This is a genomic window from Paraburkholderia sp. (genome assembly GCF_035656215.1).
GTDB lineage: Bacteria > Pseudomonadota > Gammaproteobacteria > Burkholderiales > Burkholderiaceae > Paraburkholderia.
The window spans coordinates 18067-31479 of the sequence record NZ_DASRSY010000180.1 but is presented as its reverse complement, the minus strand read 5'-3'; the positions used below and the strand labels follow the sequence as shown (position 1 = coordinate 31479).

Below are 13413 nucleotides of genomic sequence, written 5' to 3'. Positions count from 1 at the left end.
CTGCAAACCCTTGATCGCGACCTCGTCGTAATACGCGCACAACGAACGCTCGCGCAATAAAACCTCAGCTTGCTCCAACGCCTCATCGGGATCGCCGGCAAGTGCACGCTGGTAAAAGTTCTCTATTGGCGTGAGCGGAGGCTGATCGCCCAGCAGCACATCGAGAAACTCCAGACGTCTCACGTGCCGTCCGAGCACCAGGAGACACAATGTCAACGGCGTCGACAGAATCAGGCCTATAGGCCCCCAGATCCAGCTCCAGAAAATCGCCGCGACCACCACCGAAAATGGCGAGAGTCCAGTGCTGCGTCCATACAGCAGCGGTTCCACCACTTGTCCCACCAGCATTTCGACCGTACCGAACAACGCAAGCGACCAGATCGCCATCGCCCACCCTGGACTTACCGCTGCGGCGAGCGCAGTGGCAAGCGTCGCGGATATCCAGATGCCGACATACGGCACGAGCCGCAGCAACGCGGCGAGAATGCCCCACAAAATCGGGCTCGGCACGCCGATGAAGAACAGCCCCGCGCCAATCACCACGCCAACGCCCGCATTCACGCCAAGTTGTGAAACGAAGTACCGGCTCAAGCGTCGCGCGGCTTCGTCCATCACGGTGGTCGTGCGGTGCAGGTCGCGTGAGCCGAACAGGCGGATCGCGCGGTCACGCAGATCGTCGCGTTGCAGCAGGATCACCACCATCACGACGAACACGATAAACGCCGTCTCCAATGGACTGATCGCCGGCGACAGCACACGCCGCGCAAGTTCGAACGGCGTCGGCACCGGTTCGCGTACTTCGACCGGCATGGCGGCAGGTGGATGGACGCTCGAAGTCGATGTCGCATCTCGTTGCGGTTGGGGTTGCGGCGGCTCGATAGTCGCCCGTTGCAACGCCTGGCCGGCCGCACCCGCGAGCCGGTTCAGCTTGCCAATGGTCAGACTGTGCGCGGCGTCCACCTTGTGCTCAATGGTTGCCTGATATCGCGGCATGCCGGCGGCAAGATCGGTCAACTGCGTGGCGATCACCGCACCGAGCATCACGATCACCGATATCGAAATAACCACGGCGGCAAACACGGACGCGACATGTCCGAGCTTCAGACGTCCAAGCGAATTGGCAAGTGGTGCTACCAGGAAACTGAGCAGAATCGCGAGCGTGATCGGAATCAGCACCGCGCGCGCAAAGTACAGGCAGGTGACCACGGTAACGCCGACCGCAAGCGAGATCAAGCCGTCGACGCCAAATGCGGCAGGCGGCGCATGAATGCGGGCGGCTGGCCTCTTGCCACGCGGGTCGGGGAATTCCTTCATCGGGTTCGTTGCTGCCTCTGCTTTTACTTCTGCGACGGCCTGCGGACCGACGCACCTTCGCACCTTCACTTTTTCGGCGCGTCAGTCACTGGCCCACTTTCTATCGGCGGCGCTTCCTTCTCGATTTCGTCTCGCGCCTGTTCCCAATACTCGTCAGGCGTCCCCTTCGGATCCCCGGCCTGTTGCCAGAGGTAGTAGGCACGTGTACGAATCTGTTCTTCTTGAGAAGGTTCTTGAGATGATTGTTCCTGTTCCATTTGAGCACCCTCAGTTGGACCGGGCAGAGACCGACACCGGCGGCCTGACGCGCTTGTCGCGGGATGCGGCAAACGGTGGCTATCCGCACTCGAGCAAGCGCTATACCTGGCGGTTAGCGCTCGCGCCCGGCCCTCCGCTCGTCACGTTTGCGCAGGGTGCTCGCTTTCGTCAGTGGTAAGTTGTTCTTCCAGGCGATCGAATACGCGTTGCGTCGCGCGACTCGGCGCGTCAAGTGCGAACAGCAGCAATGAACGGCCGGTTACCTGATACGCGTCGCCGGCGCTGAATTGCGGTAACTCGGCGCGTACCGGCATGTTCGTATCCAGCAGACAGGTCCACTGATCGCCCTCGGGAATATCGGGCAGCGTGAAATTGACCACGTCGTGATGCGCATTCAGTACCAGCAGCAAAGTCGCATCGGACGCGGGACGTCGAATGCCGCTCGCCTGAGCGCGTCCGTCGATCACGAGCCCGAAGCAGCGCATCGACGGATCGTCCCACTGTTCCTGCGATAGATCGGTACCGTCTGGCGAAAGCCAGCGCGCGTCGGTCACGTCGAGCGCCTCGTTGTATTCGCCGGCGAGAAAGCGCCCGCGACGCAGCACCGGCAGACGATGGCGCAACGTGGTCAGATTCTTGACGAACTCGGTCAGCGCGTGGCCCTCGTCGTCGATACCTTCCCAATCGACCCAGCTGATCGCGTTGTCCTGGCAATACGCATTGTTATTGCCCTTCTGCGTGCGACCGAATTCGTCGCCCGCGAGGATCATCGGCGTACCTTGCGAGAGCAGTAAGGTAGCCAGCAGATTACGTTTCTGGCGTTCGCGTTGCTGACGGATATCCGGATCGTCGGTTGGGCCTTCGACGCCCATGTTCCATGATTTGTTATCCGAATGACCGTCGTTGTTGTCTTCGCCGTTGGCCTCGTTGTGCTTGTCGTTGTACGAGACCATATCGTTGAGCGTGAAGCCGTCGTGCGCGGCGACGAAGTTCACGCTCGCCCACGGACGGCGCCCGCGATGGTTGAACTTGTCGCCCGAACCGGTCAGGCGTTTGGCGAGATCGGCGACCTCGCCTTCGTCGCCCTTCCAGTAGCCGCGCACGGTATCGCGAAAGCGATCATTCCATTCTGCCCAGCCGGGTGGAAAACCGCCCACCTGATAGCCGCCTGGGCCGCAGTCCCACGGTTCGGCGACGAGCCGCACGGCGGAGAGCACAGGGTCCTGCCGGCAACTGTCGAGGAACCCGCCGCCTTCGTCGAACCCGTGCGTTTCACGGCCAAGAATCGTGGCGAGGTCGAAACGGAAACCATCGACCTTCATCTCCGTCACCCAGTAGCGCAGGCTGTCGGTAACCATTTGCAGCACGCGCGGATGGGACAGATTGAGCGTGTTGCCGGTGCCGGTATCGTTGATGTAATAGCGAGGCTCGTCCGGCATCAGGCGATAGTAAGACGCGTTGTCGATACCTTTGAAGGAAATCGTCGGGCCACGCTCGTTGCCTTCGGCGGTGTGGTTGTAGACCACGTCAAGAATGACTTCGAGGTTGGCGTTATGAAAGCGGTCCATCATTTCCTTGAATTCGCCGACTGAGTCGCTCGACGACGCAAAGAAACGCGGATCGGCCGCGAAGAAGCCGATCGTGTTGTAGCCCCAGTAATTGGTGAGACCTTTGTCGAGCAGATGGCTGTCGTTGACGAAGGTTTGAATCGGCATCAATTCGACCGACGTAACACCGAGACCTTTGATGTAATCGAGCACGACTTGCTGGCCGAGCCCTGCGAAGGTGCCGCGCAAATTTTCCGGTACGTCGGGATGACGTTTAGTAAAACCGCGCACATGCGTCTCGTAGAAAATCGCGCGCTCCCAGGGCAGCGCGTTGCGTTCCGGATGACTCCACGAAAAGTTGGCGTCGACCACCTTGCACTTCGGCACGAAGGGGGCGCTGTCGCGCTCGTCGAATGACAGGTCGCCTTCTTCTGAATCGAGCGTATAGCCGAAGATTTCCGGCGCCCATTTGAGCTCGCCGATATGGGCTTTGGCGTAGGGATCGAGCAGAAGCTTGTTTGAATTGAAGCGATGTCCTTTTTCGGGTTCATAGGGACCATGGACTCGATAGCCATAGACCGCGCCGGGTTTGAGATTCGGCACGAACACGTGCCAGACCTCGTCGGTGTACTCCGGCAGCTCGATGCGTTCGATTTCCGTCTGACCGGTTTCATCGAACAGACAAAGCTCGACTTTCGTTGCGTGCGCTGAAAACAGCGCGAAATTGACACCGCTTCCGTTCCACGTCGCACCAAGTGGGAAAGGCGTGCCTTCCGCGATGCGCGTCGAGTAGCTGGCCTGGGATGACATAGGGATTCCTGTGGAAGCTGAGGGCATTGGCATGTGTTTGAAAAGGTCAAGTTTGCTTGGGCAGCAAATTCTGGACCCGCGTGTTGCGCGTGACACAATGCATCTCGCATACCACCCGTTACATCGTTTTTACGGCGGCCCGATAGCATGCAGCGCGGCGGCCGATTCGAGCAAGCGCAAGAGCCGCTCCGGCGTCAGGGGTTTGGCACAATGCGCGTCGAACCCGGCCGCCTTGGCACGCGCCCGGTCTTCGCGCGAAGCAAAAGCGGTACAGGCCACCAGCAGCATGTCTGAAGTTAGCGGGTCGGCCCGCAGGCGGCGAGCCAGCTCAAGGCCATCGAGGCCGGGCATCTTGATGTCGAGCACAACGGCGAACGGCTGCCACTCACAGGCCATGTCGCAGACGGCGAACGGATCTTCCAGTGCGCGGCACTCGAAACCGTCTGCATTCAGGAGCATCTGCAAAGCTTCGGCCGCTTCCAGGTAATCGTCGACCACGAGCACGCGACGGTTTGATGCCATCGCATACCGGATAGTCCGCCAGACTACGACGTCGTCGTTCTCGTCCATTCTGTCGTCGAACGTCACCCTATTCTCCTTGGCTTCCTGATGCCGCTACTGGGCACCGAAGCACATTCGCGCAAGATTCGCTCCCATCGGGCAGCGAGCGCTGATTGCCCAGCGAGCGTTCGCTCCGGTTTTCGCCACGCTGCTCCGGATGCGCCGCCACACGCGTTACCTCATCACCATAACTCACCGGGCGGACCGCCGCTTCCTGATTTATGCTCTCTTGACTCGTCCCAATACATCGTACGCAAGCACGGGATGTTGCGTTGAAGTATGGATGAAACGCACTTCCGTCGTGCATGCCGCCCTTGCCGCGTGCATTACGCATAACTTCGTATTCACCTCGGCATCATCGGCCGCTGTATACGGGCGAATATAGTCGCAGCGAGTTGGGGAAAACACGCAGACTTCGGCTTACGGCAAATATGAAATTTTTCGGAACGCGACATCGCGCTATGGAATCCTGCCTGCGGGTTATCCCGCACGGTCGTCGATGAAGCTCTTCAATATGGCAGGCGTATCGGTGTCATCTCACGAGGTGGCTGCGTTCTTGCTTGGAATACAGGGTAAGCGCTGAAACGGCTGCCTTCCCGGCAGACCCGGTGACGCGCAACGTGAGGAGCCATGCCAACCATCATCGATAAGCACGCGCTGTATGTCGCGAAACATCCCGGCACTTTTATCCTGCAGACGCTGAAAGCTTTCCGCGCAAACCAGGGTTTGCTGCTCGCTGGGGCAGTCGCGTATTACGCGTTATTGTCGATTGTGCCGCTGATGATTCTGATCGTGATCGTGTTGTCACGGCTCGTGCCGCAACACGTTCTGCTGGCGGCGCTGGCTCATCTGTTGCAGTGGCTGGTGCCGGGGCAATCCACCGCGCTGGTACACGAGCTGGCCAATTTTCTGGCGCATCGCGCGGTGATCGGCTGGGTTCTGTTGCTGACGATGATCTTTTTTAGCTCGCTCGCATTCACGGTGCTCGAGAACGCGATGTCATTGATCTTCGTGCACCGGGTTGTGGTGCGGCGGCGGCATTTTTTACTCTCCGCACTGCTGCCCTATTGCTACATTCTCTTTCTCGGTATTGGATTATTGGTCGTGACATTTGTATCGAGCGGGCTGGAGACTGTCGGGGCCGAGGGTATCGATCTGTTCGGTCTTCATGTTTCACTACAGGGATTGTCACGCGTCGTGTTGTATCTGCTCGGTTTCGCGGGCGAGATTTTCGTGTTGACGTCGATCTATATGGTCATGCCGGTTGGGCGACCTTCCCTCAAACACGCGCTGTTCGGCGGAATTGTTGCCGCCGTGCTGTGGGAGATTACGCGGCATGTGCTGGTCTGGTATTTTGCAACGCTTTCCCAGGTGAGTGTGGTGTATGGATCGCTCACTATGGCGATCGTGATCCTGTTCAGCCTGGAGTGGCTCGCTACCTTGCTCCTGTTCGGCGCGCAGGTGATTTCGCAATACGAACGATTCGGACTCGATCCGGCTGAGGCATCGCCGCGGGAAATCAAAACGGCGTGAGCCCTTCGCCCTGAACGACAAGGAAAACCTCGTTGCCATCTCACTCAAGACAGGCCCAAATGCCAACGCTTCGCGCTTCGCAGAGCGTCTCGTGCCAATGCATGTCGCATGATTAGCGCCTCGCGCCAACCGCTTGATCCCTCCAATGGAGCTCAGCCGAGCCAAGGTCGTCGAAGAAACCCGGCGTGCGAGCAGAACAATTAACAACTCTCTCACACCGCACAGACCTGGCCTGGTGGCGAGACTGCGGTACCATTCCCCGTGATGCTGGACCTGGCGTATTTGCCGTTGATCCCGGCAGGCAAAAGGACTCGACGATGCGCATCAGCAAGGGCAACAACGTAAAAAATTCCAATAGCGGCAAGCGGACCATGATGCTGACGCAGGGCTTTGACTGCGATCAGCGCATGTGGCCCGACCTCGTGCCGATGAGCCAGTAAAACGATGCAAAGCACGCACCGTCCGTTGCCGTCCTCCGATGCCTTGTTCGAGCATGCCGCCTGTGGCCTGCTCGTGACCGCCCCCGACGGCCGGATCCTGCGCGTGAACGCCACCTTCTGCGGCTGGCTCGGCTATAGCGCGCCAGATCTCGCCGAGACGAAGCATATTCAGGATCTGCTGACCGCAGGCGGCAAAGCGTTCTATGACACGCACTGGGTACCGTTGCTGCAAATGCAGAATTCGGTGGCCGAGATCAAACTGAACATGGTGCATCGGGACGGCCGCATGGTGCCGATGCTGCTCAACGCCGTGCGCCGGCAGCACGGCGAAAGCAGCTACCTCGAAGTGGCGGTGCTGATTGTCGAGGACCGTCACAAGTATGAGCAGGAGTTGCTGCTTGCGCGCCGCAACGCGGAGGCATCGGTCGCCGCGCATCAGCTCGCGCAGAGAGAATTGCAGGAAAGCCGCGACGTGCTGAGCCTCGCCATGCGCGGCGCGCGCATGGGTGCGTGGTCGCACGAACCCAGGTCAGGCAAATTCTGGTGGAGCCGCGAGCTGGAAGCGCTCGCGGGTTACGCCGAGGGACGCTTCGCGAAAATGCCCGGCGGCTTTTTCGAACTGATTCATCCCGGCGACCTGATCGCGCTCAACGAGGCGGTCAACCACGCAGTAGCGAGCAGCGACGACTACGTCGCCGAATTCCGCTTCCTGCATGCAAGCGGCGACTGGTGCTGGATGGAAGGCCGCGGCCGCGCCACCTACGCTCCCCACGGCGAGCCGCTGACGATCTACGGCCTTGGCATCGACATCACCGAGCGTAAGGACGCGCAAACTGTGCTGCTACGCCAGGCGGCGATTTTCGAGCACCTGAGCGACGCCATCGTCATCACCGACTTGCGAGGCAACATCACCGATTTCAACGCGGGTGGCGAGCGTATGCTGGGTTATCGCATGCGCGAAATTCTCGGCAAGCCGATCGCGATGTTCCATCCACCGGAAGACGCGTTGCGCGTGCGCCGCGAAGTGCTTGCCGCCCTCGCCGCCGACGGCACGTGGCGCAGCGAACTGACTTTCGTGCGGCGCGACGGCACACGCGGGGTCTGTGAAACGGTAGTCAAACCGTTGGCGAACGCGCGTGGCGACACCTACGGCGCGGTCTGCGTGAGCCGCGACATCACCGGGCGCAGGCGTGCCGAACAGCAATTGCAGCGCCTGAATCTGGAACTCTCGAAGGCCGACCGCCGCAAGGACGAATTTCTCGCCACCCTCGCGCATGAGCTGCGCAATCCGCTCGCACCCATGCGCAACGTGCTCGAAATCCTGCGTCTGAAGGAGTTCGCCGATTCGCAACTGAGCTGGTCCCGCGACGTGTTCGACCGGCAATTGCAACACATGACGCATCTGGTCGACGACCTGCTGGAAGTGTCGCGCATCACGCAGGGCAAGCTCGAATTGCGCAAGCAGCGGCTCGAACTCGCGCGCGCGATGCAGTCCGCCACAGAAGCCGCGCAACCCACCATGCAGGCGTCGGCGCATCATCTGAGCGTGACGTTGCCGCGCGAGCCGCTCTATCTCGACGCCGATCCCACACGCCTGTCGCAGATGATCCTGAACCTGCTGAACAACGCGGCCAAGTACACGCCACCCGGTGGCAGCATTTCGCTCGCTGCGGAGCGCGAAGGCGATGAAGCCGTGATCGTCGTACACGATTCGGGTATCGGTATTCCGCGCGAGCATCTGGACAGCGTGTTCGAAATGTTTTCGCAACTCGCGCCGGCACTGGAGCGCTCGCAAGGCGGCCTCGGTATCGGTCTCGCCCTGGTGCGCGGCCTCGCCGAACTTCACGGCGGCACGGTCGCTGCGTTCAGCAACGGTCCGGGCAGCGGCAGCGAATTTGTGATCCGCCTGCCGTTATCGAAAGCGCCGCCGGTGCCGTCGAATAGCGCGCCGCCAGAGGTGCTGCACACGGCGGGCTTGCGCGTCGTGATCGTCGACGACAATGCGGACGCCGCCGATAGCCTCGCCATGGTGCTCGAACTCGAAGGTCACGAGGTGCGCACGGCTGGCGACGGTATCGCCGGGCTGGAACTGATAGGCGAATTCGCGCCGCAGGCGGTGATTCTCGACATCGGTTTGCCGCGCCTGAACGGCTACGAAGTGGCGCGCCGCATTCGCCAGGATCATCACGATGCCGACATTCTGCTGATCGCCGTTACCGGTTGGGGCCAACAGCAGGACAAGCAGACCGCTGAAGCGGCCGGCTTCAACCATCATTTCACCAAGCCGGTCGATCCGCGAGAATTGCAGCGCGTGTTGAGCCGGCAACAGGATTAAGTACCCCGGCCAACATGCTCACCGACTCGACTTCAGGCCTCGCCGCCGTCCTGCACGAAATGCTCTCGCCACCGACGGAGACTTCATCCCATGCTCGATGAAGCTCAGGTAGTCAGTGCGCTCGCTGCTCGCGACATCGTTCCCGATGCAACTCAGCGCGACGCAATTGCCGCGCTCGTAGCGTTATCCGGTTCTAACGCTAACGGACGACGGCACCGCAGACAGAGTTGGAATCACGGCAACGCAAACGGCCACGCTGCCGTGATAGCGGCGTGCATTTCTGAACGGTAAATCACCAACGCCAATAGAAAAGCCGGCGAACTTCACGTTGCCGGCTTCGTCAGTACTGATGGCGTCTTAACTGCACGTACGCCCTACTTCTGGCTGTGCTTTGCCTTCACCCGCGCAATCTGCTGCTTCGCCGCGTCATACACATGCTCGGGCGTGAAGCCGAACTTCTTCTTCAGGTCGGCGAGCGGCGCGGAGGCGCCGAACGTATGCATCACCACCTGCGCGCCGAGCCGCCCGACATAGCGATCCCAACCCAGCGTTGCCGCCTGTTCGACCGCCACGCGCGCATCCACGTCGGGTGGCAGCACCGAGTCCTGATACGCTTCGTCCTGACGCTCGAAGAGATCCCACGACGGGATCGACACCACCCGCGCCGCGATCCCTTCGCTCCTGAGCTTCTCGTAGACGTCGACGCACAGCGACAGTTCGCTGCCCGTGGCGAGCAAAATCACCTCGGGCGTCTGCCCATCAGGCGCATCGGCGAGCACATAAGCGCCCTTCCGCACGCCCTTGGCCGACGCATAGCGCGTGCGGTCCAGGGTCGGCAACGCCTGACGCGACACGACGATGCACGAGGGCCGCCGCGGATCCGACATCGCCACACGCCAGACCTCGGCGACTTCGTTCGCATCGCCCGGGCGCAGCACGGTCAACCCTGGCACGCCCCGCAGCGAGGCCAGTTGCTCGATCGGCTGATGCGTCGGACCATCCTCGCCGACGCCAATAGAATCGTGCGTGAACACATAGATGGATGGCACTTCCATGATCGCAGAGAGACGGATCGGCGGCTTCATGTAGTCGCTGAAAATCAGGAAGGTTGAACCGAATGGCCGCAAATTCGACACCGCGAGGCCGTTTACGGCGGCGCCCATGCCGTGCTCGCGAATCCCGAAGTGCAGGTTGCAGCCGCCATAATTATCGTGTTCGAAGCTGCCCGCGCCTTCGAATTTCAGATTGGTCTTGGTGGAGGGAGAAAGATCGGCCGCACCGCCGATCATCCAGGGCACGCGCGCGGCAATTGCGTTGAGCACCTTGCCCGATGATTCGCGCGAGGCGACGCCCTTCGGGTCGGCATCGAACGTGGGAATGTCGCTGTCCCAGCCTTCAGGCAATTCGTGCGCTTCGATCTGGGCGAACTCACGCGACAGTTCCGGGTATTTCCTGTTGTACGCATCGTACCTGGCCTGCCATTCCTCGCGCGCCGCCTTGCCGCGCGCGCCGATACCCTGCGCGAAGCGTTCATGCACGCCGTCCGGGACATAGAAGAATTTGTCTTCGGGCCAGCCATAGGCTTTCTTGGCGAGCGCCACTTCTTCGACGCCGAGCGGTTCGCCATGCGCGGCGGAAGTGTCCTGCTTATGCGGCGCACCCCAGCCGATGATGCTGTGGACAACGATCAGCGTCGGCCTGTCCGTGATGCTCTTCGCTTCGACAAATGCGGCTTCCAGCGCCGCGGCGTCGTTCGCATCGTTCACATGCAGGGTATGCCAGTTGTAACCGCGGAAGCGGGTCTCCACGTCGTCGCTATACGCGAGGTCGGTATGGCCTTCGATCGTCACGCGGTTACTGTCGTAGATCCAGATCAGATTCGACAACTGCAGATGCCCTGCGAGCGACGCCGCTTCGTGCGAAATGCCTTCCATCATGTCGCCGTCGCCGCATAGCGCATAGACGCGGTAATCGAACAGCGGCGCATCGGGTTTGTTGAAGCGGCTTTCATACCAGCGTGCCGCCATCGCCATGCCGACGCTATTGCCCAGCCCCTGGCCGAGCGGCCCGGTGGTCGTTTCCACACCGGTGGTCATGCGGAATTCGGGGTGGCCCGGTGTCTTGCTGCCGAGCTGGCGGAAATGTTCGATATCGTCGAGCGAGACGGCGGGCGAGCCGGTCGGCTTGCCGTCGTCGTCCACCGCTTTGACGTTCGCCAAATGCAGCAGCGAGTACAACAGCATCGACGCATGTCCCACCGAAAGCACGAAGCGGTCGCGATTCGGCCACAGCGGCTCGTCCGGATCATAGCGAAGGTGGTTTTGCCACAGATGATAGGCGACCGGTGCCAGTGCCATCGGCGTGCCGGGGTGACCGGAATTGGCCTTTTGCACAGCGTCCATCGATAGCGTGCGAATCGTGTTGATGCACAGCTGATCGCGGGCGGGATCGTTTTGCATGAGGACACTCCTTGTTTGGCGGTTGGAGACATCGCCAGGACACACGGTATCGGCGTGGTCGGCGATCGGTGTTCGTAGGGAAGCGCGTGGAACGACGCATGAGGAACCGCAGCCAGACTCGACGATGATGCGCCGATGCGCGCAAATCTGCACGGCGCGTTACATCCGGCACCGTGTTGTACTGATGATCGGAGACTGTTCTTTCAAGCGGCTTGCGGTTTTGCGCGGGCACTGTGAGCCCCTTGCACTCAAAGGCGGGAACAACAACATCGCATCCATATGCGATCAGGTCGCATGCGGCCAGTGTTCGATCAGCGGTCCGCGCTTGCCGTCGATCGGATCCATGGCGGGGAATGGCAAGGCCTCCATCGCCGCCTGCTCGTCCGGTGTCAGCGCTTCGCGGCGGATATCCCATTGCTGGCCAGCCGGATAACCCGCCACCACCTGAAAGTGACGCGCGAAGGATTGCAGGCAATGGCCGGTGCCCGCAGGAAGCAGCAAGGCGTCGCCCGCGGACAGGTTCACCACCCTGCCGCCCGGACCGCCGACGATCACCTCGGCGGAACCATCGGTGATACCGAGTACTTCGTGCGCGGTCGCATGGAAATGGTGGTAATCGAAAATTCCGTCGCGCCATTGCGGAGGCCACTCGTTGCCTTCGAACAGGATCTCGAACGCGGCGGCGAGGTCGCCGCTGTCCGGCGCGAGTGCCCCGCGGTAAATGATCACCGGCAACTTGCGGCTGTTCGGCACCCATGCGTGCGGCTTCAGAATGAATGCTTCGTACCCGGTCTGCGATGCTTCGTACCCGGTCTGCGCCGCGTCGAATCCGTGCTTCGAATCGTTGTACATGGTTTGCTCCTGTGCTTCACGATGCTCGCCGGGCTCGCCTGCTACAGATGGGGGCCTTTTGCGGTTGCATCCCGAGGCGCCTTGTGGCGTCCTTACGGCCGGCTCCGGTTACTCGCGCGCCGGACGCGGGAATCTGTGCTGCGCCGCATAAAACGCGCCTGCCTGTGCGCGTGCGTTTTGCTGAAGCACACGGCGTCCAGCGCTTCGGCCGTGGACGAATTTCGCAAACGTATGACGATATTCCCGTGTCGAATACTGTGCGTGCACTTCGGCGCTTGTGGTTCACCTGCGGTTCAATCAGCCGCCGATGCCCTGCAACACTTTCCCGCACCCCTGCAGATCATGCACGGTGAGCCTTGCCAGGCGACCGCGCGTCACGTCACTTCCCGCCTTGCGACTCGCGTCCGCCGCCGCCCGGTGGCTCGGCGTGCGTACCGGTGCCCAGCGGCACTTCGGCGGTTTGCTCCGGACGCTCGCTCGAACGCCGCGGGTTGGTTTGCGCGGCTGCCTCGGTTTGTTCGACCGGCTCGATGCCGAGCGGACTCGGCTCGACATAGTGCGTTCCGCTCGGTTTGCTGCGTGGTTTCTTCTCTGGTACTTCGCGCGCTGCGTTGCGGTCTTCGGCGGGTTTGCTGTCCTGCATGGCGCTCTCCTTGAAGTCGGCTATAGCATCCATGCAGCAACAACCGGTCCCTCTCCGCGACAAGTGTGGCTAGTCCTGCCCCGCAGCCGCGCGTAGGCATGGCCGTTGCGGCCCCGACACTGAAGGTCTGGACCCGTTTTTGTAAAAAGGAGGACGTTTAGCGCTCGCTGTGGTGCGGTGCGCAGACCGGCCGAACGGCATTAACTACAGCGCCGGATAGCACCCGGCGCTATCTGGCCGGTGCTACTTCTCCGGAGCCGCGCGGTCGGCGGCGACGATCTCCCGGCCGTAGTCGATTGCGGCCCGGCGCGCCTCGTCGGCGGTCGCGTAGGGGCCTATCTCCGGTGCGCCGTCGAAGGGAAACAGAATCCTCCTGTCAGCTTTTCTGACGACCTTCAGCCCACCTACGTAACGGCCGTCGCCTGTTCCGTGATAGCTGGCGTAAATCTCGAAGTCGTCGTCAGCAACGTCGGCCTTATGTCGCGCCATGTGTGTTTTCCTTATCCCTGCACCTTGAGTGCGTCGATTCCGGTGTCGTATTGCGTCGTCAGATACCGTAACGGCAGCGAGCGCATGCCCACATCGAGCAATACCTGTTCCACCCGCAGCGGGACGGGCTCAGCGCGAGAATGAGGGGAGGTAAGCAGTGCGGACCGGAAAT

11 protein-coding genes are annotated in these 13413 nt (G+C 61.3%); 3 read left to right on the top strand and 8 right to left on the bottom strand.

What is annotated here, in order from left to right; translation table 11 throughout:
* From VFE81_RS10335 to VFE81_RS10320, 4 genes are all read right to left on the bottom strand, one after another.
* Positions 1–1314, bottom strand: a 1314-nt coding sequence (locus VFE81_RS10335) for an AI-2E family transporter (protein ID WP_325044497.1), incomplete at its 3' end; no start/stop codon positions are given.
* A gap of 65 nt (positions 1315–1379) precedes the next feature.
* Positions 1380–1571, bottom strand: coding sequence for a DUF2934 domain-containing protein (locus VFE81_RS10330; protein ID WP_325044496.1), 192 nt, complete (start codon positions 1569–1571; stop codon positions 1380–1382).
* Positions 1572–1712: 141 nt separating this feature from the next.
* Positions 1713–3929, bottom strand: a complete 2217-nt coding sequence (glgX, locus tag VFE81_RS10325) for a glycogen debranching protein GlgX (RefSeq protein ID WP_325044495.1) — start codon at positions 3927–3929, stop codon at positions 1713–1715.
* A 129-nt stretch (positions 3930–4058) separates the two neighbouring features.
* Entirely contained in the window at positions 4059–4517 is a 459-nt protein-coding gene (locus tag VFE81_RS10320; protein ID WP_325044494.1) for a response regulator, read from the bottom strand.
* Between the two features lie 603 nt (positions 4518–5120).
* On the opposite strand from VFE81_RS10320, the gene VFE81_RS10315 reads away from it, so the two are divergent.
* The 3 genes from VFE81_RS10315 (at position 5121) to VFE81_RS10305 (ending at position 8798) form a co-directional block, all read left to right on the top strand.
* Positions 5121–6023 (top strand): YihY/virulence factor BrkB family protein, encoded by a 903-nt coding sequence (locus tag VFE81_RS10315; protein ID WP_325044493.1) that lies wholly within the window; start codon positions 5121–5123, stop codon positions 6021–6023.
* A gap of 317 nt (positions 6024–6340) precedes the next feature.
* Entirely contained in the window at positions 6341–6463 is a 123-nt protein-coding gene (locus VFE81_RS10310) for a hypothetical protein (protein ID WP_325044492.1), read from the top strand.
* 4 nt (positions 6464–6467) lie between these two features.
* Positions 6468–8798, top strand: a complete 2331-nt coding sequence (locus tag VFE81_RS10305) for a PAS domain S-box protein (RefSeq protein WP_325044491.1) — start codon at positions 6468–6470, stop codon at positions 8796–8798.
* 374 nt (positions 8799–9172) lie between these two features.
* Here the strand turns inward: VFE81_RS10305 and tkt are convergent, their stop codons facing one another.
* From tkt to VFE81_RS10285, 4 genes are all read right to left on the bottom strand, one after another.
* Positions 9173–11257 (bottom strand): transketolase, encoded by a 2085-nt coding sequence (tkt, locus tag VFE81_RS10300; RefSeq protein ID WP_325044490.1) that lies wholly within the window; start codon positions 11255–11257, stop codon positions 9173–9175.
* 285 nt (positions 11258–11542) lie between these two features.
* Entirely contained in the window at positions 11543–12109 is a 567-nt protein-coding gene (locus VFE81_RS10295) for a cupin (protein ID WP_325044488.1), read from the bottom strand.
* A gap of 379 nt (positions 12110–12488) precedes the next feature.
* Positions 12489–12752, bottom strand: coding sequence for a hypothetical protein (locus VFE81_RS10290; RefSeq protein WP_325044487.1), 264 nt, complete (start codon positions 12750–12752; stop codon positions 12489–12491).
* 243 nt (positions 12753–12995) lie between these two features.
* The gene (locus VFE81_RS10285; protein ID WP_325044486.1) at positions 12996–13241 is read right to left on the bottom strand and encodes a DUF6723 family protein; all 246 of its coding nucleotides are present in this window, start codon (positions 13239–13241) and stop codon (positions 12996–12998) included.
* Positions 13242–13413 lie beyond the last annotated feature (172 nt).

Coding starts and splice junctions, on each gene's coding strand:
- VFE81_RS10310 (WP_325044492.1), top strand. CDS start 6,341: ATGCGCATCAGCAAGGGCAACAACGTAAAAAATTCCAATAGCGGCAAG.
- tkt (WP_325044490.1), bottom strand. CDS start 11,257: ATGCAAAACGATCCCGCCCGCGATCAGCTGTGCATCAACACGATTCGC.
- VFE81_RS10290 (WP_325044487.1), bottom strand. CDS start 12,752: ATGCAGGACAGCAAACCCGCCGAAGACCGCAACGCAGCGCGCGAAGTA.
- VFE81_RS10315 (WP_325044493.1), top strand. CDS start 5,121: ATGCCAACCATCATCGATAAGCACGCGCTGTATGTCGCGAAACATCCC.
- glgX (WP_325044495.1), bottom strand. CDS start 3,929: ATGTCATCCCAGGCCAGCTACTCGACGCGCATCGCGGAAGGCACGCCT.
- VFE81_RS10330 (WP_325044496.1), bottom strand. CDS start 1,571: ATGGAACAGGAACAATCATCTCAAGAACCTTCTCAAGAAGAACAGATT.
- VFE81_RS10295 (WP_325044488.1), bottom strand. CDS start 12,109: ATGTACAACGATTCGAAGCACGGATTCGACGCGGCGCAGACCGGGTAC.
- VFE81_RS10305 (WP_325044491.1), top strand. CDS start 6,468: ATGCAAAGCACGCACCGTCCGTTGCCGTCCTCCGATGCCTTGTTCGAG.
- VFE81_RS10285 (WP_325044486.1), bottom strand. CDS start 13,241: ATGGCGCGACATAAGGCCGACGTTGCTGACGACGACTTCGAGATTTAC.